This is a genomic window from Sporolactobacillus caesalpiniae, from assembly GCF_040513385.1.
Classification (GTDB): Bacteria; Bacillota; Bacilli; order Bacillales; family Sporolactobacillaceae; genus Sporolactobacillus.
In genome coordinates, this window is sequence record NZ_JBEVCB010000005.1 from 84,340 (window position 1) to 110,646 (window position 26,307).

Below are 26,307 nucleotides of genomic sequence, written 5' to 3' on the forward strand. Positions count from 1 at the left end.
ATTAATAGGTATGTAAACATACCTTTACATATTAGCCGGTGAAAAATCTATTTTCGTGCATTGACCAGGCTCGGTATTGTAGATCGTGCATTGACCTTTGTTTTTCGTGCATTGGCGCTCTATTTTCGTGCATTGGATCACGGATTTCGTGCATTGACCCGGCTCGGGATTCTGAATCGTGCATTGACTCGTGATTTCGTGCATTAGCCTTTGTTTTTCGTGCATTGGATCGCGGATTTCGTGCATTGACCCAGCTCAGGATTCTGGTTCATGCATTGATTCGTGATTTCGTGCATTGGCCCGGCTCGGGATTCTGGTTCGTGCATTGATTCGTGATTTCATCGCAAAAGGAACCAGGTACACCTGGTTCCTTCATAATGATTTATTCTTTTAACGGCCGAATCGGCAGCAGCATACCGATCAAGGCAATCACTGCGGCGCCGATAAAGATCCACTGCATTGAATTACCGGCTGCGACAAACGACAACGTGAGAAAAACGATCATTGTTCCAAAACAATAACCGTATATTATATGAAGCAATTGATTTCAAAATTGGTTTCCCACTCTCTAATTAATTTATTGGGTTAATTAGGAAAGCAGGAGATTAGTCGATCGTCAGTCTAGGCAACCTGCTTTCTATAATGTATTCAATCAGATACACATCATCTATTTGTGTATCTTCCATTTTAGTCAGTCCTGTCATCATTGGTATTCTGAATGGGTGAGGGACACCTTATCACATGGACCAACTCTCGAACCCTCTTAGGTGGATTGTGCACCCTCAGTAGTAAGCCCTACTGCATAGTGAATCAAATTGTTTACTGCGTTTTCATCACGATTCATCACAGTTCCGCATTCATAACAACGATACGTATGATGCTCGTGATAGATGGTGTCGCCTTGCAATGTCATTTTATCTGATCCTGTTTTAACATGACCGCAATGCGAACATCTTTGTGTGCTTGGGTAATAACGATCTGCCACAATGAAGCGATTACCTTTCCATTCACTTTTGTAGTGAATCATATCTCTAAATTTACGAAACATGGAACGGTGAATGTTCTTCGCTAGACGCTTATTCATCTTCATCCGATTGACATCCAAGTCTTCAATACAGATCGTGTGGAAATCCGCGCTTAATTGATGGACAAACTTCTTTAAAAGATCTTCTTGAATTCGAGCAATTCTTTGGTACGATCGTTTAAGTTTGGTTCTCACTTTACGATAGTTAGTACTTCTGAACTGATTCGGATTCGAGACTCTTTTTCGAGCGAGAAGTCTTTGATAATGCGTGATGCGCTCATATAACTTAATTAAATGATCAGGTAAAGTACTAATCGTTTTGCCATCGTTATAGTTAAAGTGTCCTATATTTACATCAACACCTGCAACATCTTTACCTTGGCTTAACTGATTATCATTTGTGTCGATATTTAAACATGCGTATAAGCCATCTGCTTCTTCGACAACTGTAGCCATCTTTATTTGTCCTTCAAACCGAGGTGATTCTGCCATCTTAATGCTATACCAGGTGACATTCCTGTCTCTAGGCTTATCGAGTATTAATTTACCGTTCTTGATCTTCGCTCGATCCGTAGCAAATGATTTCTTGCTCAACTTCTTTGACTTGAATTTCGGCCGGTCATGGTGAGGCATTTGCGGATTAAAAAAGTTCTTCCAAGCCTTGCTTAATGATGCCACGGATTGTTGGAGTACCCTTGCGGATAATCCATACTGCCAATCTTCTTTGTGTGCGACTAGTTCATTTCGCACAGCGTACTCATTAGGTTTTTTATTATTTTCTTTGTCAATAAGATGTAACTCATACAGAGTATTCCATGTTTCAAGAGCCAAGTTCCAACAATATCTGTGGTAGTTGAACAACTGGTCAAGATGACGCTTCATGGTTGCGTTAGGGTATAGTTTAATTTTATGTGTTTTGATCACCTTCCTTCAGCTCCACTAGTGAAGATTTTTATCATTTTCTATTTTTTCTTATACTTGCGTCGTCCGTATATCCGATAAAAGAGTATAAGCACTTCCTTAATAGAGTGTACGCAATGTACCGCATTAGTTAATATTTGCCGATGATTTAGTCAACTGTTTGTTTCTCCTGCTTTCTGATTTGAGAAGAAGCGTTGTCTTTTTTGCATGTGTGGTTCCCCCCTAGTTTTTAATTCTTTAATTATATCAGATCAACAATGCGGTTAATGTCCCGTTTTGTTCTCAATAGGACTATTTTTTTCGAAAATGAACGCAGACTATGGAACACCTGCTTGCGATCCTGATTCTGAAATTGTGCATTCCACGCAAACATTCTCCGCAGAATGTGCAGGCTTGGTCGATAATTGGCTTTTTCCAAATGCAGTTTCTGGCGAATGAAGCGTTTGACGATCCGATACTGACGGACCCGATTCGGAGGGTCGAGAAAAAGAATCTGGTCAGCGCTCTGCATTGCTGGCAGCACCCAATCGGCATGTTGCGCGCCTTCGATGATCCACGAATCTTTTTTCACGATGTCTTGCAAAATGGCATTACGTTCTGCTGACGCTCGCCGTCTGTCGCCATCCGGATGCCGCTCCCACACCACATTATCGAGTTCATAAGCGGTGATGTCCTTTTTTTCTGCGATTTTCCTAGCCAAGGTTGTCTTGCCGCTGCCGACCGAGCCAATGATATAGATTTTCATACGTTCACCGCTTGTCCCTTTTTTCTTCAGTTTAGCGATTTCGCACCGGATCAGGCAAATAAATTTTTTGTTCTCTCTGCGTTTACGCGTGCCTTTTTTTGATACACTTAATCTATATTATGTAGTGAACGGGAGCTTCTCTTCATGGAAAAAACTGCTGTACTGCTCGTGAATCTTGGTACCCCAGACGCGCCGGATCCGAAATCGGTCCGCCGCTATTTAGCCGAATTTCTCAGTGATCCGCGCGTCATCGATCTGCCACGCTGGAAATGGCTGCCGATTCTTCACGGTATTATTTTGCGCGTTCGCCCCAAAAAATCGGCAAAACTCTACCAATCCGTGTGGACGGACAAAGGCTCGCCGCTTCTGCTCAATGGTCAAAAGCAACAGGCAGCACTGCAAGATCGTTTATCGGAAACCGGTGTACACGTTGTGCTCGCAATGAGTTATGGTCGACCAAACCTGAATGAGGAATTAGAAAAGCTGCATGATTGGGGTGTGCGCCGTATCGTTGTTCTGCCGCTCTATCCGCAGTATTCTTCGACCACAGTTGGACCGATCTGGGACAGCTTGCAGCGATCGCTCGCCGGGTGGCGCGATCTGCCGGAATTGATGTTCCTTCGCGATTATCCAGATCATCCAAACTACATCGCCGCCATGGTCGCGCGCGTCTTGAACTATATTGCCACGCATGGCATGCCTGATCGGCTCATTCTCTCCTACCACGGGATTCCGATCCGCTACGCGCAGACCGGTGACGATTACCCGCTACGCTGCCGAATCACAACAGAATTAATGAAGCAAAAACTGCCCGAACTCGCCATTTTGGAAACCTTTCAATCTAAATTCGGCAACGAGGAATGGCTGACTCCGGCGACGATTGATACCGTCCGCAATCTAGCAAGGCAAGGTGTGAATCATGTGGCCGTGATCGCGCCCGGTTTCAGCGCGGACTGTTTGGAAACGCTGCAGGAGCTCGCACAAGAAAATGCTAAAGCCTTTAACGAGGCGGGTGGGCAGCAGTTCGGCTATATTGCAGCTGTTAATGATCATCCGTTGTTTATTGATTGTCTCGAGGATTTTGTGCGGCAGAATTTGAGATTGCCTTCCGCAATACAAACTAGTCAAAAATGAAAAAGATTGGACGCCTGCCGCCGCACGGTCATGATCCTATTAAACGAGCATCCGGCAACGGGGACAGAGCAAATGACATCAACATTTTTCACACCAAACGGAAAAGATCTTCAACTTTCTTGGTAATTTGAAGGGGGCAGTCCCCATAGTAGACGGACCGTTTCACCAAGTTCCGGGCCTAAAGCCCATTCACCTTCATTCCGGAGCAGAGCGACGCTTCTTTATCTATTTTTCCGAACTATAAAAATGGCCGGAACCTTTGCACGGCACCGGCATTTTCATGATAGTTATTAGATGATGGAGTTTTTTTCACCGTTGCCGGTATACGCGTTTCTTTTGAAGGAACTTTCACGCGGATTTTATCTGTGGTATTGCTTTAACTTACGATGATCTTGCTTTCTTTTTCAGTGTTCGGATCGAGACATCGTGTTCGCCCAGCATTTCAAAGACAGCCGCTTGATTTTCGAGCATTTTGTCCATCGACTTCTGATTAAGGTCTACTTTTGTGTCGATCTTCTTGACGTAGCCGTGCAGCTTGTCGACGTCGCTGCTCAATGCCGCCAGTTTCGCATCCGATACTTCTTGGCGATCATAAACCGCTTTAAGTATCCGGTTCGTTTCATTAAGCTGCGTTTGCATCAGGTCTTGCTTTTCTTCCATTCGATCCATGCGTGTTTCGATTTTGGACATGCGTGTTTCGATTCGGTCCATGCGTGTTTCCATTTTTTCCATGCGTGTTTCGATTCGATCCATGCGTGTTTCCATTTGGGACATACGTGTTTCCATTTTTTCCATGCGTGTTTCGATTCGGGCCATATGCGTTTCCAAGCGATCGAATCGCTCGTCCATGCCTGTCAGCTTGTCCAAAATCTGCAGGAGCACTTTTTCGCTCATGTGTTTTCCTCCTTTCATCAAATTTATTCGGGTCATGGTGTCTCTACATGTTGTACTTTTAGTATAGCAAAAACGCGCCTTAACTTAAGAAATGTGTAAGATAAAATTACCTAATTGTCAAATTCTAATTGGAATCACAAGCGGAGATTTTCCGGTTATTTGCATCGTGGCGCTTGATTCACAGGTACATAAGGGTAATTTTTCCGCTTATGCACTGAAAAACTCTCCATTTTCACGTTTTTCGATTCGATAAGCGGAATTCCTCCGTCTATTCAAGCAATTTTTTCATTCATTTTCTAATTAAACGGAATTTTTCCGTCTATTTCTCAGATTGGGCGCTTACCTGATCGCCCACCCGAATCTTATGACCTTATCGTCGTACCGGCAAGGCAAAACGCTAACTTTCTTTACTTGCAAAAAAACGACTCCGCAAATAGGAGTCGGCCGTATTCATTCTCTGCCAAATTAAAAATCAAAATTGTCCGGATCGGGTCCGGTGCGATGATCCTGGTTTAGCGCATTGATTGCCGCCATATCTTCTGTAGTAAGTTCAAAGTCGACTATTTGTCCGTTTTCCTGAATTCGGTCCTCATTAACTGACTTGGGAATGGCGATCACGCCGCCCTGGACATGCCACCTCAAGATGATTTGAGCAGCAGATTTTCCATATTTTTCAGCAATCATCCTGATCGTCGCATTCTGAAGCAATTCGCCGACCATCAGTGGTGCCCAGGCTTCGAGACGAATCCCATGCTGCTCGCAATAAGCCCTCAGCGGCTCTTGCGTCAGGCGCGGATGGCGCTCAACCTGATTTACGACTGGTATGACTTCAGCCTCGTTAAGCAGATCTTCAAGATGATGAATTTGGAAATTGCTGACACCGATTGCGCGGACTTTTCCTTCCCTATATAAATGCTCCATCGCTCGCCATGTGTCTTTATACTTTCCGGCGACCGGCCAGTGGATCAGGTATAGGTCTAGATAGTCGAGGCCAAGCTTATCGAGACTTTCTTGATATGCTTTCAGTGTGGCATCGTAACCTTGGTCTGCGTTCCACACTTTTGATGTGATGAACAGATCTTCGCGCGCCACACCGGTTTCCTCGAGTGCGGCCTTAATGCCTCGCCCCACACCCGTTTCATTCTGGTAAATAGCAGCTGTATCGATCAACCGGTAGTCCGAGCGAATCGCTGCCTGCACCGAGCTCGCGGCAACTTCCTGATCCTCTACTCGAAATACACCTAATCCAATGGTTGGCATGCTCACAGCATTATTTAAAACCACCGTATGTTGTGTCACTGGTTATCCTCCTTAATAAGTCTTCTTATTCAGTGTAACCAATGACATAATTTTCGACTAGTACGCACCTTAATGTACTATAGGAACAAAAAAGTAACTATACATAACTCGGTATGTATGCCGCTGCCACGTTAGAGTTGGGGCAACTGCCCACACCCGATTCACCGATTCTGCTTTTTTGAAAAAGCGACCGATACCTTGATCATATCTTTCAGCACCGCGACATTGATATCCGCGAGCTTATTTACATAGATGCACGCTTTTCCTCGTGTGTGTTTGCCAAAATCCGGTGCGAATTTTTCATAATCCTCATCGTCCATCATCAGGTACAGGCTGATTTTCGCTTTTCGCGGAGAAAATCCGGTAAGCGGTGCATCGCCTTCATGCCCGGAAGCGTACTTGTAATGATACGAACCGAATCCGATGATGCTCGGTCCCCACATTTTCGCCTCAAAGCCGGTCACTTCCGTAAAAAGATCGAGCAACAGATAAGCATCCTCGCGTTTTTTCGGACGTTCCACCGTTTCAATAAAATCAATCACACTATTGTCGGTCTCTTTTGTTTTCGGTACATAACCCATATCCGTCACCTCGCTCATTTTTTTGCCATCAGTATGAAAATTACCCTTTCTGTACATTTTAAACAAAGATGCGAGATCACGAAAACCGCGGATTGTTAAAGGCATTATTTTCTAAATAATACTGTATAATAAAAGTGTTGCCATTTTCAACGTGGCGTGCGCTCGCTTGGAAGCGAAACATGTTTTAATAGGAGGTTACTTAATGGAAACACTCACTCAAAATAAGGTAGTCCATGGTTTTCGACTGCTCCATACCGACACAATCCAAGACATTCACTCAGAAGCCTATGTGTTCGAGCATGAGAAAAGCGGCGCGAGGTTATTGTTTCTGAAAAATGACGATGACAATAAGGTCTTCTCGATCAGTTTCCGCACGCCTCCGGAAAATAACACCGGCGTTTTTCATATTCTTGAGCACTCGGTTCTTTGTGGTTCCGACAAATATCCGGTTAAAGAACCGTTTGTCGAACTGCTCAAGGGTTCGCTGAATACCTTTTTGAACGCCTTCACCTTCAGTGACAAAACGATGTATCCGGTGGCAAGTAAAAATGATAAAGATTTTCAGAATCTGATGGACGTCTATCTCGACGCTGTTTTCCATCCGAACCTTTATAAATACAAGGAAATTCTTCAGCAAGAAGGCTGGCATTATGAACTGGAAAAAGCCGATGATCCGATCAATTTTAAAGGGGTCGTCTATAACGAAATGAAAGGCGCTTTTTCCTCGCCTGAGGGCTTGCTGATGCGCGCGAACCAGAACTCGCTGTTCCCGGACACCAGCTACGGCTATGAATCCGGTGGCGATCCGCTTTATATTCCTGATTTGACTCAGGATTACTTCACGCAATGCCATAAGAAGTATTACAGCCCGGCCAACAGCTACATCTATCTGTACGGCAATATGGATATTGAGGAAAAACTTGCCTACCTTGACCAGGCCTATCTTGCCGGCTACGATCGCGTTGCTGTCGATTCGTCGATCGCCGTGCAGAAGCCAATTGGTAAAATCAATGAAGTGATCAAGGAATACCCTGTACTCCCTGATGCGGATCTGAATGATAAAACCTACTTAAGCATGAACTTCGCCGTATCAACATCTACCGATCCGGAAACCTATCTGGCGTTTGACATTCTCGACTATTTGCTGCTCGATAGCCCGGCAGCGCCGCTGAAGAAAGCAATTCTTGATGCGGGCATCGGTCAGGACGTATTCGGTTCCTATGATAACAGTATTCTGCAGCCGTTTTTCTCCGTTAATGTGAAAAATGCAAACGAGAGCCAGAAGGAAGCGTTCAAAAAAGTTGTTTTCGATACGCTGCGCCTGTTCGTGAAAGACGGATTGGACAAAAAACAAATTGAAGCGGCAATCAACGTTAAAGAATTCCAGCTGCGCGAGGCCGATTACGGCTCCATGCCAAAGGGACTGATCTATAGCATCATGGCCATGGACAGCTGGCTCTATGATGAAGACCCGTTTATACATCTGAAATTTGAAGGTACCTTGGCAAAAATCAAGCAGGCGCTGACTACTGATTACTTCGAGGCGCTGATTGAAAAATACTTGCTGAACAGCAACCATCAAACCTTTGTGACGATCGCCCCTTCAAAAACAATTGCAGATAAGGAAGCCAAGTTCGTTGAAACGAAACTGGCCGACGTCAAGAAAAGTTTGAGTGCAGAAGGCGTGCAGCAGATTATTGAAGAAACGAAAAAGCTGAAGGAACGTCAGTCCGGCGCAGATAAGCCGGAAGACCTGCGTAAAATTCCAACGCTGTCGGTTGCCGACGTAGAGAAAAAAGCTGAGGAACTCCCGCTGAAGGAAGTCACGATCGACAGTGTCAAGGCGCTGCATCATGATCTGGAAACAAATAAAATTGCCTATGTCAGTCTCTATTTCGATGCGTCAGCGGTTTCTGCTGATCAGATTTCCGCCCTTACGCTTTTGCAAGAGATTCTTGGAAAGGTCGATACCGAAAACTATGCGTATTCGGATTTGGTCAGTGCGATCAATAGTCAGACCGGCGGCATTGATTTTGATAATCAGACGTATAGCGACAAATCCGATGACGATACCTATGCGCCTAAATTTTCCGCAAAAACCAAGGTGCTTCAAGATAAATTACCCCAGGCGTTTGCGCTCATTCATGAGATCATCTACCACAGTAAATTTGACAACGCATCGCGCATTCGGGAAATCGTCAAAGAAATTAAGTCGCGCGTAGAGATGTCCTTTAACCAAAACGGCCAATCGGTTGTTGTCCGCCGGCTCGGCTCCTACTTTTCACAGGCTGCCGCTTATAGCGAAAAATTGAGAGGGCTGGATTTCTACCGATTCATTTCGGATTTGGATAAAAATTGGGACGCGCGCTTTAACGAATTGTCCGGTACTTTATCCGCACTGGCAAAGCTGTTGTTCAACAAAGAATCACTCGTCGCAAGCATTACCGGTGACGCCGCGATACTGAGTGCCGTTGAGGCGCAATTCACTCAGTTGGACTTGCAAACGCAATCCGAGACAGCAGAACGCGATTTGGAAAAACTGCCGGAACCGGAAGCAAAAAATGAAGGCTTGATGACATCAAGCAAAGTCCAATATGCGGCAAAAGGCGCGAACTTTAAGTCACTCGGCTACGACTATACCGGCAAACTTCAGGTATTGAAAAAGATCCTGTCACTTGACTACTTGTGGAATCAAGTGCGCGTGATGGGCGGCGCTTACGGCGCAGGAGTTGCGCTCGAATCGGCGGGCAACTTGATCTTTTGGTCGTACCGCGATCCGAACTTGAAGGAAACCCTGAACATCTATGATGAAGCAGCGAAATTCGCCGAAGCGTTTGACGCCGACGATTTCGAAATGACAAAATACATTATCGGGACCCTGTCCGATCTTGATACACCGCTGACGCCACGCGGCAAAGGCAGCATGGCTGACGCCCAGTATTTCAAGCACATCACTCAGGCTGATGTACAAGGAACTCGCGACGCAGTTCTTGATACCAAGCTCGCTGACATCAAAGATTTCGGCAAGCTGCTGAAATCCGTCACCGACCAGGGCTGGGTGTGTGTACTCGGCAGCGAAGGAAAAATTCAACAAAATAAAGACCTGTTTCAGTCATGCATCAACGTGTTCGACTGAATGGGATAAGGAAAGAGCTGTGGGCGCTTCGCTCACAGCTCTTTTTTCGTATTAAGATTTATTGGTTACGATTTCGGAATTTTGTTGCGACTTTTCATGTGTTGGTTACGACTTCGGAATTTTGTTGCGACTTTTCATTTGATGGGTTGAACTTCACCTGTTTCAGTTCATCTTTCCCTTCCTTTGGTTGAACTTTGACCCCGTTTGGTCTTACTTTTCACAGTTTTGGTCTCGCTTCTGATTTCGGGTCAATTCGCTTAACTTCGATGTTAGTTAATCGAATGGAAGTGTTTGATCACGATATTTTTAAAAACTGCGGTTCCGCCTTCGGAGTACAGGCTGATGCCTTGGTCGTTCTGGCGCGGAAACACTTGATTGGTAAGTACGGTCCGGCCGTCATCGACAAATACTTCGATGCTTGTTTTATCGACGAGGATTTTCAGATGTACACGCTTGGTGCCTGCCGCGAGCGGCGCGCGACTTTCCACGCTGTTCTCCTTTTTATCCGGTTGAGCGGTAAACGCGCGATTGACGTAGAGATAGCCGCCAGTCGAAAAAATACCACTATCGATATGCCGTTCTTTGTCTTCGGATTCACGCAGCCTAAGTCCCACGTTGCCGGCATCGGTCCATGAAATGTCGGTGTCAAGTTGATATGCGATTCCGCGCACGTCCAGTGTTTTTGTCCCATTGACTCGTACCGTTTTCAGTTGTTTCGTTGATTCGACGAGTTGGTTCAATCTGTCTATCGGCTGTGAAACGAGGCTGTACTGATCGCCTTTCTTCATTAATTGGATGTGACGCACAATCGAATTCACACCATTGAATTTATCCATCTTTAAGGTCGGCGTGTTGTTCGGGTAATCCCAATTGTTCATCCAAGCGATCGCGTAACGCGAATCAAGCGACGCCTTCGCTTTTTCGAATGTCACGCCGGCATACCAATCGAATCCGTAGTCCAGCCATTGCGGCATATCGTGATCCGCGATAAATTTTTCACCGTCAAAATCACCAATCCAATAGGCGTATGTATTCGGCAGACCCGCTGCTTTTCCGTTCGCGCTCGCTCCAAGCACCCATTTGACCGTTCCGTCATCAGCACGCAGTTGAAACAGATCCGGACATTCGACGATCCCAATATCGTGGGTCATGAACCCATTCGTGTACTGCCATTCTTTTAAATTCTTTGATTCATAAATACCAATTTTCGATCCTTCGGCAAGCAGCAGCAGCCATTTATGACGCGCGCCATCCCAGATCACCTTCGGGTCGCGGAAGTCCTTCACTCCCGGATTGGGCAGTACAGATCTTTCATTGTCCTGTTTAAAAGTTTTCCCGTCATCGGTACTGTACCACAAAAATTGCTCTTGATTTCGCTGCGCAGGAGGCTGGGTCACGATCGCCACCAGCGTATTTTTGCCGAAACCGGCCGTATTTTCCGTATCGCGCACAACCGATCCGGTCCAGATATCGCCGTTTTTATTCGTGTATTTCGGAATCGCAACCCCGTCATCTTTCCAGTGCACGAGATCCTTCGACGTCGTTAAACGCCACTCTGTCCCGTTCCCTTTCGGATAATCACGATTGTACAAATAGTAATAATGGTACTTTCCGTTAAAATAGATCGGCCGTTGAGGATCATTCATCCACTTGTCCGGAACTGAAAAATGATAGACCGGCCGATAAGAACGGTCCGGTTTTTGAACGCCGATTTTTTCTTTCGGACGAAATACTCCGGAAAATACAAGCGCCATAACGACAAAAAGCAGGCTAAGTACAATTAAGCTCACTGCAACCATAACTTTTTTATTCACAGGGAACACCTCCAACCTGTCACTTTTCCATTTTTGTATATCTACAAGTAAAAAAAGAAAATGTCGCCTTTAATCGACACCATTTTCACCTCGTATTATTATGAGCCAATCCATTCATGGCTATGAATAATCATTACGTAAGAAAAATCGGGCAAAAAGCGCCCGGTGCTTACTTCCGCAGAATGCGGTAGCTTTCGCGTTGCTTGCAGGTCATATGCCATATGCGTCATTAGCGAAAGCTCCTTTGCTCCAAATGTCGTTTTGAATCATCACTCTTGTGCGTGAACAACCATTTCTGCTTCATTAGGTAACGAGTAAAATAAGTGGAGTTTTTCCGCCTAATTCTCAGCTTGAGCACTTACCTGATCGCTCCAACCGAATCTTATGACCTTATCGTCGTACCAACAAGGCAAAACGATAAACTTTCTTCACCTGTAAAAAAGACTCCTGTCAAAGGAGTCTTTACATGTTCTTACTTTATTCATGTTCTCTTCTTGATTATTAATCAATCGTGAGCTGACCTTGATCAAGGATGCTGTTCGGTTCAACGGATGACCGCGAACCTTGCAGCTTCACAAGAAAGCTTGGGGCAAAGGTTGAGTGCTGGTCGTCAAACGTCCCTCTGTTCGTCATGTAGCTCGTGATGACTACTTTATTTCCACGTTTCTGCGGTACTGCAAAATGCGAGTAGGTCCACGTGATGTCATCGGTATTCAAGCCCATCTGAAGTACGAGGCCACTGCCGTTGAGCGGGTGATAAGTGCCGGTCAACGAGTTGGAAACATAGCCCAGCATGTAGACGTCTTTATCGCCGATGCCGTCAATCGTCATTTTCGCACCGCGCGAATCGGTGAACAGATACCATTTGCCGTTCATTTTGAAAATGTTTGCTCGCTCGATTTCGTCCGTTACCGTATTGGATGCAATCAACGGTTTCATGACTTTTTTCAGCGTATAGTCATCGTTCAGCTCAATAATGCCCAGTGCTCCGTTGGCAAGTGTCGCAAGATTCTTTTTCGGACTGTCAAGCAATGCTTGGCGTTCTTTCTGGAAGTAACGAAGTCCGCCGCCGTAGTACGCGCGGTTGTTAAATTGATCTTCGCCTTGATAGCCGACCTTCGTTCCTGTGTTTGCTTCGAAAACAAGGTATTTACGACCCTTGTCTTCAACATAGTGCGGATCACGGAAAGTGTGGTTGTCCATTGATTTATCGCCGGCAACGAATTGATCAACCGTTTGATAGTATTTTCCGTCACCGTCAAAGATTGATTTCAAGTCTTCAATGCCGTCAATCTTCAATGTATCCGCGTCCGGCTGTGAAAGATTGATCTGCGCGGTTGTCAGTGTTTGTTTTCCGTAAAGTTTCTTAACTTCATTCCACGGATGGCGATTGGTGTAGAACAGACGAACCTTACCGCTTCGGGTCAGTGTCGCCGATCCGGACCATTCCTCTGCTTGATCTTTCAGAATCGGATCGTTCGTCTTTAAATGATCATCAGATTGGAACACGCGACCAGCATTTTTCCAGCTGTCGATCGATGTGTCACCCTTCTTTTGATAGAAAAGATAGATGAACGTGTCGCTGCCAACTTTCGGATCACCAGCAAGCGCGAAGACGATGTTGTATCCTTTATAATCGGCAACGGTTCCATCCGCGTTCTGCAGCGGCCAGCTGTCCCAAACATCCAAATCAATTTCTTTTCCATCCTTGTCTTTACCAACTGCCGATGGAAGATTTTCAATTGTAGATTCATCGAATTCAGGTACCTGGAAACGTTCGTTATCTTGCTGATCGGGAATCTTGCTCATATCGTAACGTGTAATGTGCGAAATGCCATAAGTCTTGTACTTACCAAAAGCATCACTTGGCTTCGCCGACACATGCCCCGTGCCGCCAAGCAAGAAGGTTGCAGCTAAAGCCGCAACTGCTGTCTGTTTTGCGATTTTGCCAAATCTCATTGTGTTTTCCTCTCCCTGTATTCATTTTTGTTGAACACCGTCTCATGAACGCGAGCAAGTCCATTGACGTGCTTCTCTGTTTTTTCGCTGCATGCAGGCAAATTGTCAACCGGTTGTCAATCAGCCACTGACGGGTCTACCCAAGAATACGTGGTAGCACGTAAGACCGTCAATGGTAAAAAAAGAGGAAATTTTGTTCCATTTTGGAAAATGGATTTTAATGATGACTATGACTTTGAACATATATATTATTTCATTTGTAACTAATAATGTAATATTTTCCAGAAAAAAGAATATTGATCTTTATAAACTTTTTAATGAAAAAAGCTTGTTATGTCAACAGGTCGATCTATAAATAAAAACCGATGTAAGCGCAGCCGGAAAAAACGTTAGCAAAGCTAATTGATGTAATTTTTCAGTAACAAAAAGCAGGCTGAATGACCTATGATCAAAAAATATAATTGGACTAATTCTCTTGATCAAAAAATGAGCGACCTTTAAGAATCGATGAACTCATCTATAATGCAAACGGTTCTGTGCATGGAACTCGGGTTTTCGTGCATTGGAGCTTGATTTTCGTGCATTGATCCACTATTTTCGTGCATGAACTTGGCTCATCACCCTGTTTGTGCATGGATCTCGGATTTTCGTGCATTGGGTCTTGATTTTCGTGCATTGGACTTCCTGTTTCGTGCATTGGGTCTTGATTTTCGTGCATTGAACCCCCTGTTTCGTGCATTGATCCACTATTTTCGTGCATGAACTTGGTTCATCACTCTGTTTGTGCATGGATCTCGGATTTTCGTGCATTGGATCTTGATTTTCGTGCATTGGATCCCCTGTTTCGTGCATTGAGCCACTATTTTCGTGCATGAACTTGGCTCATCACCCTGTTTGTGCATGGAACTCGGGTTTTCGTGCATTGGGTCTTGATTTTCGTGCATTGGACCTTAATTTTCGTGCATTGGACCACTATTTTCGTGCATGAACTTGGCTCACCCTCTGTTTGTGCTTTTAGAATAAAACCAAGGGGCACAGCTATCGACTGTGCCCCTTGGTTTTTTCCTATTCCAAAGCTTATTGCACGCTCCAGCCTTCCGCCGCCTGCTGCAGATGCCAAAGACGCGCGTAGACACCATCCGCTTCAACAAGCTGATCATGCTTGCCTTGCTGAACAAGTTCGCCTTGATCGAGGACAATAATTTGATCGGCTTCTTTGATGGTTTTCAGTCGGTGCGCGATAATGACAACGGTCTTATTAACGACGAGTGCATTGATCGCCGCTTGAACCGCCTGTTCGTTTTCAGGATCGAGCGAGGCCGCGCCTCATCGAGGAGTATAATATCAGCGTCCTTGAGCAGTGCTCGTGCGATCGAAATCCGCTGCTTTTCGCCGCCTGACAATGTGGATCCGCCTTCGCCGACCATGGTATCATACCCTTGCGGGAGCGCCATGATTAAGTCATGGCATTGCGCTTTCCTTGCTGCCTCTTCAATTTCTTCACGTGTGGCGTTCTGTTTCCCGACACGAATATTATTTAAAATCGTATCCTTGAACAGATATACATCTTGAAAGACCATGGATACATGGCGCAGCAGTTTTTCAGGATCCGCTTCAGAAAGGGATTGACCGCCGATGCGGATCTGACCGGACTGAATGTCCCAGAATCGAGCGATCAGCTTCGTGATGGTACTCTTCCCGCTTCCCGAAGGACCCACTAGTGCCGTTATTTTATTTGCCGGAATGGAAAAGCTGATATTCTTCAAAACCGGTTCATCCTTTTGATAGCCGAAGGTCACCCGATCAAAGGTAATTGCTTGATGTGCCGCTACCTCTCGATCACCGGAAAGCGGCGCTTCCTTCATAATCGCCATCACACGTTTTGCGCTGAAGGCGCCATAGCGGAGTTCGCCGTAACTGGTTAATAAAACCGTCATCGGTTCGAACACACGGACGCCGACAAGTAGGAACATGAGGAAAATCGGCAAGGTCACGTGACCATTGACGACAAGATAGGTACCGACAAAAATCATGATTGGGAGCCCTGAACGGACCAGAACGATCGCAACCATTAGAATCGGGCCCATTAAGCCTTCGATCCGAATGGAATGACGCATCAATTCTTCAAAGGACCGGCGCAGCCGCTCGAAGCGTTCGCCGCCCATATTATGGGCCTTGATTTCCCGTATTCCGTGCAAATATTCTTGAAGCCGACTGGCCGCCACATTTTTTGCCTCTATATGATTCTTGCTCAATTTCTCTTGGAAACGGTCCGTTGACCATACAACGAGCACCGCAAGCGGCAATGCGATGAACATGGCAACAGCCATCTGCCAGTTCACAAACAACAGACCCGCAAACGCTAAAATAGGAAAAACAATCGAACTGACCATTTGCGGCACATGATGGGACACGCCTTGCTCCACGAGCGCATAATCGCTGAGCATCATATTGGTCAGCTCAGCCGGATCCTTTGAGCCAAGAAATCCAAGTGATAGTTTGCGGATGTGTTCAGCAAGCTTGATCCGTCCATCAGCGGATACCTGATAGGCTGCAAGAAAACTTCGATTATAAGCCATCACTGAACTGATAAATTGCGGCACCAGCCAAATGAGCAAGATACTACTCGTGATCCAGAGACGCGCCACATTCAGCGGGGTTCCCGGATTGGCAAAGGAGATGTAAATCGTGTTAAATACATCAATGATCAAGATTGCCGGCATAAGCCGAAGCAGTCCCTCTACGAGTGAAGACCAGATTGACGGGAGCAGTGATTTTGGATTCCCGGAACTGATATTGTATAAATAATTCATTTCGTGTTCACCTCACCGGATTGCTGCGTGCGCCCCAGCCGCCATTGCGCCGTGGAAAGATGAGCGCGCCACATGTGCTCATAGATACCATTGGTTTTTAATAATTCGTCATGAGTGCCGCGTTCGGCAATCGTGCCCTTTTTGATCACCACTATTTGGTCTGCCAAACGAATCGTTGACAAGCGATGAGCAATCATAATCACCGTTTTATTTTTAATTAATACATTGATCGCCTTTTGAATATGTGCCTCATTTTCAGCATCAGCGTAAGCGGTAGCCTCATCCAGTACGAGAATCGGCGCATTTTTCAGCAAGGCGCGGGCAATGGCTACTCTCTGTTCCTCGCCCCCCGACAGGTAGACCCCGGATTCGCCGATTTTTGTTTGATAGCCGCCTGGCAGCTGCATAATAAACTCATGACAGCAGGCCGCTTTTGCCGCTTCAACAACATCGTCAAAAGTCGCTGTTTTATTGCCCATGCGAATGTTCTCTTCAATCGTGTCGAGGAAAAGATGAACATCTTGGAAAACGAAGGACACATGATCCATCAGAGCTTCTGTTCCGAGATCACGGATATTCGTGCCGCCAATCGTAATCTTGCCTTGATGGACATCCCAGAAACGCGGAATCAGGCTGGCGATCGTCGATTTTCCTCCACCGGACGGACCGACGAGCGCTGTCAGTGTTCCTTCTTTTGCTGTGAAGGTGACCTCATTCAAAATCGGTTTGTAGTCCGCATCTTCCTTCTTTGCATAGGCAAACGACACCTTGTGGAAGCCGACATCAAACGCATGCACTTGTTTTGGATGCGCCGGCTCCTCGATTGGTTCTTGTTGGAAAATCTTATCAATACGGCTCACGCCTTCAGAAATAATTCGCAGGTTTCCGCCCAGATAGAGCAGACGCATCATCGGGGCCGCCAAGCTTGGCGCAATGGTGAGGAACAGTAAAAGCGTCAGTGCGAATGCCTGATTGTTCGGCTGGCCGCTGATTAGAAAAATTCCAACCGGCAGAATAAAGGTCAAAATAGACGACAGAATGACTAAGTAAATCATGTACGGTGTACGGCAAAATTTGGTATAGGTCACTGCCCAGTCACGGAAATCGGTAATCGTCCGTTTAAATCGCAAGAATGTATCAACAGTCAGACCGAACACCTTAACCGCGGGCATACCGCGAATATACTCGACACCGGCGGCATTCATGTTTTCAAGGGCATCTTGATACTGTACCATCGCGTCTTTTCCAGTCTTGCTGCTGTACAAAACGACCTGAATCATAAAGCCTGCGACAACCGGTATCAGTGCCGCAAGTGCCATTCGCCAATCAAGCACGAACATAATCGCGATCATTATAATAGGCATGCAAATGGCGCTGACCAAGTCAGGCAGCTGATGCGCGACAAAATTTTCAATTTTTTCTACACTGACCTCAAGTGTTTTCTTAATGGCTCCTGTTGTATTACGGGTATGATAGCCCATCGGCAGCTTGGCAAGATGCTCGGCAAGTGCGATTCTCAGCTGATAGAGAATTCGAAATGCCGATATGTGTGAACACATAATGCTGACATAAAGCATGGCGATACCGGCAAGCAGTGAAATCAGTGCCATCCAGCCCCACATGGCCATCCAGCTTGCATCAACAGTGCTGATGTTTCGCGCATGGTTAAGAATCTCTCGAACGACAAAATATACTGATACAAATGGAACAGCCATCATGAATGTCGCCAAAACAGATAGAATACTGGCGGCAACGATGAGCCCTTTCTTTTCATTGGTCAGCTCAAACAACCGGGCAATTCCTGATTTTCCATTCATTTCTGTCACCTCCGCAATGTTTCTAATTCGTTATCATTTCATGAACGAGTGTTTCCAAGCCCAAGTCACTTGTCTTTTTATTGAGGACGATTTGACCTTCTATTAATTTCACAACGCGGTCACACGCTCTGGAAATCAACTCATGATCGTGCGTGATGATTAAAATGCCGCACCCTCTCGCGCTAAGATCTTTAATTTGATCAATGACTCGGCACAAATTCTTCCCGTCAAGTCCGGATGTCGGCTCATCAAGAATCATCAGGTCCGTCTGCTGCATTAACCCCACACCGAGGACAAGACGCTGTTTTTGACCCCCGGACAGTGAAGCTGGGTGCCGCTCCCTAATCGCCCAGAGGTGCAGCTGTTTCAAGAGCAGTTCTGCCCGGGCTGCCGTTTCAGCATTGACCGGCTGATTGAGCATGATTTCATTCCAGACACTGTCTGTGAATAATTGATACACCGTATCCTGCATGACAAACCAGCACTTCTCTCTTCGCCGTTTCCTTGGTGTACGCTGTCCATTAAAGGTGATCAGCCCACGCTTCTCACCAATTAATCCGCAGATTGTGCGTGCCAAGGTGGTTTTACCCGCGCCGTTTTTGCCAATTAACGCGACGACTTCTCCCTTGGAAACATTCAGATCCACATCACAAAGTGCCGGTTGTTTCGCTCGACGGTGCTGTACACGCAGATTGTGTACGCGTAAACAGTGCTCTGTTTTTTGGCAGGCAGCCGAACAGCAGATACGGTCATGAATCAATACAGGATCGCAAAGTCCCAATTTGGCAAGCCTTTCATTAGAAAATTCGGTCAATTGATCAGGAGTAAAGGTGTCGCAAATCTGCCCGTCCTCCATATAAATGATTCGATCGGCTACATCCATCAGATAATAAAGGCGATGTTCGGCAATGACAATTGTTTTCCCTTGCCTTTTTAACTGAAGCAGCATCCGGCGCATCTGCTCAGTCGCTCGCATATCCAGATTGGCTGAAGGTTCATCCATAATATAAAGGTCAGGTTCAACCATCTCGGCGGCTGCTACCGCCACCGACTGTTTCTGACCGCTCGACAGTTGCATGAGCGGACGATATTCCAACTCGCGAAGCGACCTCTTTTCTAAGATATTGGTCAGCCGCCGGCTTATTTCATCACTACGTGCACCGTAATTGCCCATGCCGAATGCCAGCTCATCCCGCACAATGGATGTGAAAAATTGACTTTTTGGATCTTGAAACACACTGCCGACGTTTTGGCCGATTTTCCATAACGGCCATTGCCGCGTATCCTGATTCTTAATCGCAACGTTCCCGGTCAGCTCACCTTCAAAAAAGTGGGGGATCAGCCCGTTCATGACGCGTGTAAGTGTCGTTTTCCCGCATCCGGAAGATCCGGTAACAACGACACACTCACCCTCTTTGACTTCCAAATTAATGTCTTTGAGTTGTTTCAACTGTCCCTGATAGCCAAAAGACACATGACTCAGAGTAAGCATTCCATTCACCCTCTACTTCCTTAACAAATCTAAATTAAGAGACTGGCACCAATGAGTCCGATCAGAAGCATATTGACGACATCAAATCGTCTGAATTTGATTCGATACAAGCTCGTCTTCTCGCCTGGTGCATCGATGCCGCGCGTTGATGCGGATGCCGAAAGATCGTCAACAAGCTTGAGTGTCCGCATGAGCAGAGGAACGATCATGTGTTCAAATAAAAGCAGCGGATGCTTCCAGTTGCGCCAATCGCGGACGGACAAGCCGCGCAGATATGCGTTATCGTTGATCATTTTGATCTCATCCATTAAAATCGGGAAAAAGCGTAATGCTACTGTTAAAGTCAGCAGAATGCTCTCAGGTATTTTTAACTTTTTCAAACCAGCCACAAGTTCCCCCGTAGGCAAAGCGCCGAGCGATGCGGCAACCATGAGCAGCGGGATAAACCGCAAAATAATCAGCAGGATAAAATTTAAATAGTTCAACACCGACCATGGTGCGTGAACTAAGCCAACAGAGCAGGCAAACAATCCGAAAAAAATGATGATCCACTTGAACGCTTGTTTCATTAGCCTCTGTGACAGCAGGAAAAGGAATGTAATCATCGCCACAGCCGCTAATCCGTTCGTGCCGACGAGAAATACCAAGATACTGCATGATACAAGCATGGCAAACTGCAATCGTACATCAAAGCTCATTCGTTTACCCACCGCCTGTTAATAGTTTGCGAGATAGCCCGCTTTAACAAAATGCTTTTTCAATAGGCGGCTGGATACAAGGCATCCCAGCAAGGTGAAGACAAACGAGAAAAGAAGACCTGCCGACATCCAAAGCGGTGAATAGGCAAAATAGACCATTCGTTGAATCATATCGGACGAGTAGTTGAACTTCTCGAACAAACCTGTTCCCATGATATAGATAGCCATAAAATTACCAATACCAAAGATAGATCCATATGCTGCATAGGCAAAAGACTGTCGCTTAATTTTGCGATACTGGCTGCCGTCCCCCCTCCACAGAACAATCTCGCCGACGATACCAGCCAATATAAAATATGGAAGCATCAGCACAATGCCCATTAACGTATAGATAAGTCCCGTAACCGCAGCCATAAGAAGCATGGCTCCCTTTTTCCCAACCTTCACTGCCATAAGCAAATAAACAATAGATGAGAAAAACAAACAAACGCCCGAAAGAAACGGCATAGCGACAAACATTGCCGGACTCAGTGCCATACCGACAATTGCGTTCACAAGATAAATAAGCAACGTATACAAACCGATCGTAATGTAATCACGCGCTTTCAACTTCTTACTTTGACTCATTAACCGTCACTCCCCTAATTGCAATCACTATTATTTACGGGTGTATCCTACATTCCACAAACAACGCATGAATCGATCCGCAAAACCGCCCTTCATAATTGATAATGATTTTCATTATTAATTAAAGTGTTTTTGCCTCTTTTTGTCAATAATTTTTCGAAAACTTATTTTTGTCGAAATTGTGTCCCGGTTATTCCCAGTTTATCTGTCAATTAGGCTAATCCATCCATATGAACGCGTTTTCATTATAAAAATGTGACAAATATCATACATTTTATCGGATTCCCTTTTCAAATTGATTGGCTGTGCTACGATATGATTGCTTCTATTTTTGTCTATTTTGTAACAAATCCATGTCGAAATGAGGAATTATTATGTATTCATCAAAATTAAGTTCGGAATCAAAACGATTGTCGGTCCGCAATCTGGCGACAATCGGTATTTTCAGCGTACTTATGATTATATTAGCAATTGCCGTAGCGATACCGGCAATGTCCGTTCTCTATTTTTCTCTCTTCATCAGCAGCCCGCTGATTGCCTTTCTTTCCGCACCGCTCTTCACATTTATGCTTCTTAAGGTACATAAGCGCGGCACCGTGCTCGTTTATTGTCTAATCATGGCCGTTCTCTACTTGATCAGCGGCACACCTTATCTTGCCGCATGGTTTGTACTATCCGCCATTCTTGGCGAATTCGTCATGAGCGGCCAGGATGCCTATAAAAACTTCGTCCGGATCACCATTAGCTGGATCATCTGCTCGCTATTCCGCGCAACCAACGGCATGATCGACATCTGGTTTTTTTCGAAACAATATCTTGCATCCGGAGTCAGCAAAGAACATTTTAATCAGGTAGCCCATTTCTATTACTCCGCGCCATGGGTGCTGCTCATCTTGGTACTGACTGCAATCGGCGCGCTGCTTGGCGGCTATGTCTCTGCAAAACTGATGAAGAAACACTTTGTTAAAAGTGGCCTTTTGCGATGAACCTTCCCGCACTTCATGTGGATTTCCGGGCAAAACTGGCCGTTTTTACGCTGATGTTTCTGCTCTCAGCCTTGCTGACGCATGATGTTTCGATATGCATTGCACTGGTGTTCATGCTGATTTACTTATGGATGCAAGGTTTTTATCGTGCAGGCGTTTTTTACTTTTTTGCCGGAGTTCTGATCGCTTTCCTGCGCACCTTAACAGGATCCGGCGGCGTAACTATTTTTCTGCCGGATGTTCTGCTCTTTGCGCTATTAAGAATCTCACTTGTGATGATGGCAGCGTATGCGATGGTACGCATGCCACCGAGCGAAGTGACTGCGGCATTTATGAAAATGCGGTTTCCGGTCGCGCTCGCATTGCCGATCACCTTCATGCTGCGCTTTGCGCCAACAGTTCGGGGCGAGTTCCGTACCGTATTCTCCGCGTTACGTATGCGCGGGCTGCTTTCCTTTGCTCATCCAATGCGCGCGTTTGAATATATACTCATACCCGTCATTACGCGCAGCGCCTCGATTTCCGATGATTTAGCTGCATCGGCGGAATTGCGGGGCATCGCAAATCCCGGAACGCATAGCTGCCTCCGTGACATTCGTTTTCGCACAATGGATGGTGTTCTTATCCTCATGTCGGTTGGCTTAGCGGCTATTTGCCTGTATTTCGATAGGTGGGTGATCCTATGATTCAACTGGAAAAGGTCACTTTTTCCTACAATGGGGATGGTTTACCGGTCATTCAAGATCTAAGTCTTTCCGTAAATAAAGGGGAATGCGTTGTCATTACCGGCAAAAGCGGCTGCGGGAAAACGACCATTACACGTTTGATTAATGGTTTGGCGACACATTTTTATAACGGCAGCTTGAGCGGACGCGTCATTATTAATGGTGTCGATCAACGCGACTTTCCATTTTGGTCAATTGGCCGACGAGTTGGCGCCGTACTTCAGGATCCGAGCAGTCAGTTCTTTGCGGAAAAAGCAGCTGATGAAATTGCGTTCGGCTGTGAAAACTATGGCATGCCCCGCCATGAAATGATGAAACGCATTTCCATTGCCGCAGAGAAATCCGGCAGTTCACAGCTGCTCGACAAAAGCCTGTTCCATCTTTCGAGCGGTCAGCAACAGTGCCTCGCGATTGCCAGCATTTATGCAGTCAATCCGGATGTTTATGTATTCGACGAGCCCTCCGCGAATCTTGATTCGGCCGCGGTGGAACGGTTGAGCCAGTTGATCAGCGTGCTGAAGAACGAAGGGAAAACCATTATTATTGCCGAACATCGGCTCTTCTACTTGACTCATCTCGCTGATCGTATCCTATACATGGAGAACGGGCAGCTCACGCGTCACTTTTCTTCTGCCGAATTGCGCGCTGCCGAGCCTGCCAAACTGGAACAGCTTGGTTTGCGATTCGCCCGCTTGCCCAAGATCCGTGTGTCTGAAGAAATCCAGGAAAAAGAAACAGTCATCACTATCGATCGGCTCAATTTTTCCTATAAGAACGTTCCCGTGATTCACGACTTCTGCCTGCAGATTGGCAGAGGTGAAATTATCGCACTCAGAGGACCAAATGGCGCGGGGAAAACCACGTTGGCAAAACTAGTGTGCGGACTGCTTAAACAAAAAACCGGAAACATTTGGTTCCGCAATCGTATGAATGACCGCAAACAACGGAGAAAGCAAATCTTTTTTGTCATGCAGCATACTGACAGCCAGCTGTTCGCCGAGAGCGCACGTGAGGAAGTACGGCTCAGCGCCAAAAAACCAGAAAAGGCTGAATCAATACTCGCATCGTACGGACTGGCTCCATTCAAAGCGTCTCATCCATCGACACTTTCCGGTGGTCAAAAGCAGCGCTTGCTTCTAGCCGTCGCTGAAAGTATGGATTCCTCAATTCTAATACTTGATGAGCCGACCAGCGGACTTGACGGTGAAACGATGCGTCTACTCGCTGAGCGTCTGCGCGTGCTCGCCGCCCGCGGAAAAGCGATACTTGTGATCAGCCATGATCAGGAATTCATCGCGTCTACCTGCACCCGTATCATTCATATGGAGCAAGGACAGAAAATTAAAGATGAAGCAATTATAAGATGAAATGCGCCGACCCAGTTACCGGCGCATTTTTTATTTTATTGCGCCCGCCTCCGATACTGGCACGGTTTCGTGCATTGGGCATTGATTTTCGTGCATTGAGCCAACCTTTTCGTGCATGGGGCATTGATTTTCGTGCATTAAGCCAACCTTTTCGTGCATTGAGCGATGACTTTCGTGCATTGGGCATTGATTTTCGTGCATTGAGCCAATTGTTATAATCAGGTCATGCACCGACTGTCTGATTTTCTCGCGTGTTCTTGTGTTGTCCGGCACATTTTGAGCAAACAAAAAGCCCCCTCGTTGATTTTCTGCGAGGGGACCGGCTTATTTTTCACATCGCTTTGAGCCGTTCGATCCGGCTCTCGGTCGACGGGTGAGTCGCGAACCAATTGGTCTTCTTGTGTTTCTTGCCAAACGGATTGGAAATATACATCGAGGCAGTCGCGTCTTTTACATGCTTCATACCTTTGTCATCGCTGCTGATCTTGGTCAGCGCATTGATCAAGCCCTGTGGATCACGAGTCAGTTCAATCGCTGACGCATCGGCCAAATATTCTCGGTTACGCGATACCGCGAGCTGAACGAACTGCGCAACGAGCGGTGCAAGAATAATCAGTACGAGCGCGATCACCATGAAAATCGGATTCGATTTTTCATTGTTTCGCTTATTGTTCCGACCGCCGCCCCAGAAGAACATGCGCTGGCCAATGTCTGCGACAACAACGATCACGCCGACAAGCGCGATACAGAGTGTCATCAGTCGAATGTCGTAATTTCGAATGTGAGAAAATTCGTGTGCGGTAACTGCGGCAATTTCCTCACGGTTGAGGCGTTCGAGCAAGCCGCTCGTGAACGCGATCACGCTCGACTCCGGTTTCATACCGGTCGCAAACGCGTTCGGTGACGGATCATCGACAATGTAGATTTTCGGCATCGGAACATTCGCCGCGAGCGACAGTTCTTCGACCACGTTAAAAACCATTGGATTGTCGCTTTTCTTGATCTCATGCGCGCCGGCCATGCTCAGGACTTGCGCGCGTGCACTGGCAAATGTGATCGGCACATAAAATGCGAGTACCACCGCGGCGATGATCGGCCCGGACAGCATGTCACCGTTCAAAAAGTAGCCGACCGCCCAGCCGATCACGAGAACGAGCAGGCAGAAAAAGGTGAGCAACACGAGCGTTTTCCGCTTATTTTGCTGGATTTGTTGATAGAGCATGAGCGGCCTCCGTTAAAAGGTAACCTTAGGCACGTCGCGTTCAGCCTCAGGGATTGTGAGCAGCTCTTCTCTTTTAAAGTTGAACATACCGGCAATAATGTTCGACGGGAATGATTCACGCTTGATGTTGTAGTCCTTGACCGTTTTGTTGTACAGCTGGCGCGAATAAGCAACCTTGTTCTCTGTTGTCGCCAGTTCTTCCTGAAGCTGCAAGAAATTTTGGTTCGCTTTCAGATCCGGATAAGACTCTGCAAGTGCGAAAATCGATTTCAGCGCGCCTTCGATCTGGTTGTCCGCTTCGATTCGCTGCTGCGGTGTGCCGCTGATCAGGCCGTTGCGTGCTTGAATCACCTGATTCAGTGTTTCTTTTTCGTGCTTCGCATAGCCCTTAACCGTTTCAACGAGATTCGGGATCAAATCATGGCGCCTTTTCAGTTGCACATCGATCTGGCTGAACGATTCCTGCACCCAATTGCGCAGCTTGACCAAACCGTTGTATTGCGCAATAAAATAAATCACGATAATGGCTAGGATGGCAATAATAATCCACAGTGTCATTGGCTTTTCTCTCCTTTAGTTCATGTTAACTTAAGTATACCATTTGGAATCCGTCAACAACCTATTCATGTAATACTTTCAATAATGTAAGGCATACGAAAAACAGCTCCATACGATGTAGGATGCTGCTCAATTTATCGTTCATTTTCTTTTCCCTGAAAATACTCGATCATCCATGATGGTACTGCATTATTATGTTGGGAAACGATTTTTCCATTTTCTTTGATCGCTACTGTAGTCGGCGTTCTTGGAAGGGGGCTCATCCGTCTTATTGTTCTTTAATTAAATCGAGCGAGAGTAACTAAGCGTAAATTTTCCGTTTATATGCATCGTAGCACTTGTTTCACAGCTAAATAAGGGTAATTTTTCCGCTTATGCACAGAAAAAACCTCTATTTTCACGCTTTTCGATTCGATAAGCGGAATTTCTCCGTCTATTTAAGCTATTTTTTCGTTCATTTTCTAATTAAGCGGAATTTCTCCGTCTATTTCTCAG

General features: G+C 46.1%; 21 protein-coding genes. 7 read left to right on the forward strand and 14 right to left on the reverse strand.

Going from position 1 to position 26,307, the window contains the following annotated elements; genetic code table 11:
• The first annotated feature begins 377 nt into the window (after nucleotides 1-377).
• A complete protein-coding gene (locus ABWW58_RS10840) occupies nucleotides 378-521 on the forward strand; it encodes a hypothetical protein (protein WP_353869165.1) in 144 nt (47 codons plus the stop codon).
• A gap of 242 nt (nucleotides 522-763) precedes the next feature.
• On the opposite strand, the gene ABWW58_RS10845 is transcribed toward ABWW58_RS10840, so the two are convergent.
• Nucleotides 764-1,948, reverse strand: coding sequence for an RNA-guided endonuclease InsQ/TnpB family protein (locus ABWW58_RS10845; protein ID WP_353869166.1), 1,185 nt, complete (start codon nucleotides 1,946-1,948; stop codon nucleotides 764-766).
• 238 nt (nucleotides 1,949-2,186) lie between these two features.
• On the reverse strand, nucleotides 2,187-2,690 hold the full coding sequence (locus tag ABWW58_RS10850) for a P-loop NTPase family protein (RefSeq protein WP_353869167.1): 504 nt from the start codon (nucleotides 2,688-2,690) through the stop codon (nucleotides 2,187-2,189).
• Between the two features lie 144 nt (nucleotides 2,691-2,834).
• Here ABWW58_RS10850 and hemH point away from each other — a divergent pair, with 144 nt between their 5' ends.
• Nucleotides 2,835-3,824: a ferrochelatase gene (gene hemH / locus ABWW58_RS10855; RefSeq protein WP_353869168.1), complete on the forward strand. Its 990-nt coding sequence runs from the start codon at nucleotides 2,835-2,837 to the stop codon at nucleotides 3,822-3,824.
• Between the two features lie 381 nt (nucleotides 3,825-4,205).
• On the opposite strand, the gene ABWW58_RS10860 is transcribed toward hemH, so the two are convergent.
• The 3 genes from ABWW58_RS10860 to ABWW58_RS10870 all read right to left on the reverse strand — a co-directional run bounded on the left by ABWW58_RS10860 (nucleotide 4,206) and on the right by ABWW58_RS10870 (nucleotide 6,616).
• Entirely contained in the window at nucleotides 4,206-4,718 is a 513-nt protein-coding gene (locus tag ABWW58_RS10860; RefSeq protein WP_353869169.1) for a coiled-coil domain-containing protein, read from the reverse strand.
• Nucleotides 4,719-5,183: 465 nt separating this feature from the next.
• Nucleotides 5,184-5,978 (reverse strand): aldo/keto reductase, encoded by a 795-nt coding sequence (locus ABWW58_RS10865; protein WP_353869426.1) that lies wholly within the window; start codon nucleotides 5,976-5,978, stop codon nucleotides 5,184-5,186.
• Between the two features lie 200 nt (nucleotides 5,979-6,178).
• On the reverse strand, nucleotides 6,179-6,616 hold the full coding sequence (locus ABWW58_RS10870; protein WP_353869170.1) for a DUF1801 domain-containing protein: 438 nt from the start codon (nucleotides 6,614-6,616) through the stop codon (nucleotides 6,179-6,181).
• Nucleotides 6,617-6,800: 184 nt separating this feature from the next.
• Between ABWW58_RS10870 and ABWW58_RS10875 the strand changes: the two genes are divergently transcribed.
• Nucleotides 6,801-9,734: an insulinase family protein gene (locus tag ABWW58_RS10875; protein WP_353869171.1), complete on the forward strand. Its 2,934-nt coding sequence runs from the start codon at nucleotides 6,801-6,803 to the stop codon at nucleotides 9,732-9,734.
• Between the two features lie 269 nt (nucleotides 9,735-10,003).
• Here the strand turns inward: ABWW58_RS10875 and levB are convergent, their stop codons facing one another.
• The 7 genes from levB to ABWW58_RS10910 all read right to left on the reverse strand — a co-directional run bounded on the left by levB (nucleotide 10,004) and on the right by ABWW58_RS10910 (nucleotide 20,954).
• Nucleotides 10,004-11,488 carry a 2,6-beta-fructan 6-levanbiohydrolase gene (gene levB, locus ABWW58_RS10880; protein ID WP_353869427.1) on the reverse strand — a complete coding sequence of 495 codons (1,485 nt, stop codon included), beginning with the start codon at nucleotides 11,486-11,488 and terminating at the stop codon, nucleotides 10,004-10,006.
• A gap of 561 nt (nucleotides 11,489-12,049) precedes the next feature.
• Nucleotides 12,050-13,507, reverse strand: coding sequence for a levansucrase (sacB, locus tag ABWW58_RS10885; RefSeq protein WP_353869172.1), 1,458 nt, complete (start codon nucleotides 13,505-13,507; stop codon nucleotides 12,050-12,052).
• 1,226 nt (nucleotides 13,508-14,733) lie between these two features.
• Complete coding sequence (locus ABWW58_RS10890) at nucleotides 14,734-16,320, reverse strand: ABC transporter ATP-binding protein (RefSeq protein ID WP_353869173.1); 1,587 nt, start codon at nucleotides 16,318-16,320, stop codon at nucleotides 14,734-14,736.
• Nucleotides 16,317-18,137, reverse strand: coding sequence for an ABC transporter ATP-binding protein (locus ABWW58_RS10895; protein WP_353869174.1), 1,821 nt, complete (start codon nucleotides 18,135-18,137; stop codon nucleotides 16,317-16,319). The genes ABWW58_RS10890 and ABWW58_RS10895 overlap by 4 nt, the downstream gene beginning before the upstream one ends.
• Nucleotides 18,138-18,159: 22 nt before the next feature.
• The gene (locus ABWW58_RS10900) at nucleotides 18,160-19,629 is read right to left on the reverse strand and encodes an ABC transporter ATP-binding protein (protein ID WP_353869428.1); all 1,470 of its coding nucleotides are present in this window, start codon (nucleotides 19,627-19,629) and stop codon (nucleotides 18,160-18,162) included.
• A 29-nt stretch (nucleotides 19,630-19,658) separates the two neighbouring features.
• Nucleotides 19,659-20,327, reverse strand: a complete 669-nt coding sequence (locus tag ABWW58_RS10905; RefSeq protein WP_353869175.1) for an energy-coupling factor transporter transmembrane component T family protein — start codon at nucleotides 20,325-20,327, stop codon at nucleotides 19,659-19,661.
• Nucleotides 20,328-20,345: 18 nt separating this feature from the next.
• Nucleotides 20,346-20,954 (reverse strand): MptD family putative ECF transporter S component, encoded by a 609-nt coding sequence (locus tag ABWW58_RS10910; RefSeq protein ID WP_353869176.1) that lies wholly within the window; start codon nucleotides 20,952-20,954, stop codon nucleotides 20,346-20,348.
• 374 nt (nucleotides 20,955-21,328) lie between these two features.
• On the opposite strand from ABWW58_RS10910, the gene ABWW58_RS10915 reads away from it, so the two are divergent.
• The 4 genes from ABWW58_RS10915 to ABWW58_RS10930 are packed head-to-tail and all read left to right on the forward strand — an operon-like array spanning nucleotide 21,329 to nucleotide 24,250.
• Nucleotides 21,329-21,940 (forward strand): MptD family putative ECF transporter S component, encoded by a 612-nt coding sequence (locus ABWW58_RS10915; protein ID WP_353869177.1) that lies wholly within the window; start codon nucleotides 21,329-21,331, stop codon nucleotides 21,938-21,940.
• Nucleotides 21,937-22,626, forward strand: a complete 690-nt coding sequence (locus ABWW58_RS10920; RefSeq protein WP_353869178.1) for an energy-coupling factor transporter transmembrane component T family protein — start codon at nucleotides 21,937-21,939, stop codon at nucleotides 22,624-22,626. Before ABWW58_RS10915 ends, ABWW58_RS10920 begins: the two co-directional genes overlap by 4 nt.
• A complete protein-coding gene (locus tag ABWW58_RS10925; protein ID WP_353869179.1) occupies nucleotides 22,623-24,032 on the forward strand; it encodes an ABC transporter ATP-binding protein in 1,410 nt (469 codons plus the stop codon). Before ABWW58_RS10920 ends, ABWW58_RS10925 begins: the two co-directional genes overlap by 4 nt.
• A complete protein-coding gene (locus tag ABWW58_RS10930; RefSeq protein WP_353869180.1) occupies nucleotides 24,029-24,250 on the forward strand; it encodes a hypothetical protein in 222 nt (73 codons plus the stop codon). The genes ABWW58_RS10925 and ABWW58_RS10930 overlap by 4 nt, the downstream gene beginning before the upstream one ends.
• A 113-nt stretch (nucleotides 24,251-24,363) precedes the next feature.
• Here the strand turns inward: ABWW58_RS10930 and htpX are convergent, their stop codons facing one another.
• Both htpX and ABWW58_RS10940 read right to left on the reverse strand, forming a co-directional pair.
• Nucleotides 24,364-25,254 carry a zinc metalloprotease HtpX gene (htpX, locus tag ABWW58_RS10935; RefSeq protein WP_353869181.1) on the reverse strand — a complete coding sequence of 297 codons (891 nt, stop codon included), beginning with the start codon at nucleotides 25,252-25,254 and terminating at the stop codon, nucleotides 24,364-24,366.
• A gap of 12 nt (nucleotides 25,255-25,266) precedes the next feature.
• The gene (locus ABWW58_RS10940; protein ID WP_353869182.1) at nucleotides 25,267-25,812 is read right to left on the reverse strand and encodes a LemA family protein; all 546 of its coding nucleotides are present in this window, start codon (nucleotides 25,810-25,812) and stop codon (nucleotides 25,267-25,269) included.
• Nucleotides 25,813-26,307 lie beyond the last annotated feature (495 nt).

Excerpts from the sequence above, each read along its gene's own strand:
- ABWW58_RS10840 (WP_353869165.1), top strand. The coding sequence starts at position 378 with ATGATTTATTCTTTTAACGGCCGAATCGGCAGCAGCATACCGATCAAG.
- ABWW58_RS10850 (WP_353869167.1), bottom strand. The coding sequence starts at position 2,690 with ATGAAAATCTATATCATTGGCTCGGTCGGCAGCGGCAAGACAACCTTG.
- hemH (WP_353869168.1), top strand. The coding sequence starts at position 2,835 with ATGGAAAAAACTGCTGTACTGCTCGTGAATCTTGGTACCCCAGACGCG.
- ABWW58_RS10860 (WP_353869169.1), bottom strand. The coding sequence starts at position 4,718 with ATGAGCGAAAAAGTGCTCCTGCAGATTTTGGACAAGCTGACAGGCATG.
- ABWW58_RS10865 (WP_353869426.1), bottom strand. The coding sequence starts at position 5,978 with ATGCCAACCATTGGATTAGGTGTATTTCGAGTAGAGGATCAGGAAGTT.
- ABWW58_RS10870 (WP_353869170.1), bottom strand. The coding sequence starts at position 6,616 with ATGAGCGAGGTGACGGATATGGGTTATGTACCGAAAACAAAAGAGACC.
- ABWW58_RS10875 (WP_353869171.1), top strand. The coding sequence starts at position 6,801 with ATGGAAACACTCACTCAAAATAAGGTAGTCCATGGTTTTCGACTGCTC.
- levB (WP_353869427.1), bottom strand. The coding sequence starts at position 11,488 with ATGGCGCTTGTATTTTCCGGAGTATTTCGTCCGAAAGAAAAAATCGGC.
- sacB (WP_353869172.1), bottom strand. The coding sequence starts at position 13,507 with ATGAGATTTGGCAAAATCGCAAAACAGACAGCAGTTGCGGCTTTAGCT.
- ABWW58_RS10890 (WP_353869173.1), bottom strand. The coding sequence starts at position 16,320 with ATGAATTATTTATACAATATCAGTTCCGGGAATCCAAAATCACTGCTC.
- ABWW58_RS10895 (WP_353869174.1), bottom strand. The coding sequence starts at position 18,137 with ATGAATGGAAAATCAGGAATTGCCCGGTTGTTTGAGCTGACCAATGAA.
- ABWW58_RS10900 (WP_353869428.1), bottom strand. The coding sequence starts at position 19,629 with ATGCTTACTCTGAGTCATGTGTCTTTTGGCTATCAGGGACAGTTGAAA.
- ABWW58_RS10905 (WP_353869175.1), bottom strand. The coding sequence starts at position 20,327 with ATGAGCTTTGATGTACGATTGCAGTTTGCCATGCTTGTATCATGCAGT.
- ABWW58_RS10910 (WP_353869176.1), bottom strand. The coding sequence starts at position 20,954 with ATGAGTCAAAGTAAGAAGTTGAAAGCGCGTGATTACATTACGATCGGT.
- ABWW58_RS10915 (WP_353869177.1), top strand. The coding sequence starts at position 21,329 with ATGTATTCATCAAAATTAAGTTCGGAATCAAAACGATTGTCGGTCCGC.
- ABWW58_RS10920 (WP_353869178.1), top strand. The coding sequence starts at position 21,937 with ATGAACCTTCCCGCACTTCATGTGGATTTCCGGGCAAAACTGGCCGTT.
- ABWW58_RS10925 (WP_353869179.1), top strand. The coding sequence starts at position 22,623 with ATGATTCAACTGGAAAAGGTCACTTTTTCCTACAATGGGGATGGTTTA.
- ABWW58_RS10930 (WP_353869180.1), top strand. The coding sequence starts at position 24,029 with ATGAAATGCGCCGACCCAGTTACCGGCGCATTTTTTATTTTATTGCGC.
- htpX (WP_353869181.1), bottom strand. The coding sequence starts at position 25,254 with ATGCTCTATCAACAAATCCAGCAAAATAAGCGGAAAACGCTCGTGTTG.
- ABWW58_RS10940 (WP_353869182.1), bottom strand. The coding sequence starts at position 25,812 with ATGACACTGTGGATTATTATTGCCATCCTAGCCATTATCGTGATTTAT.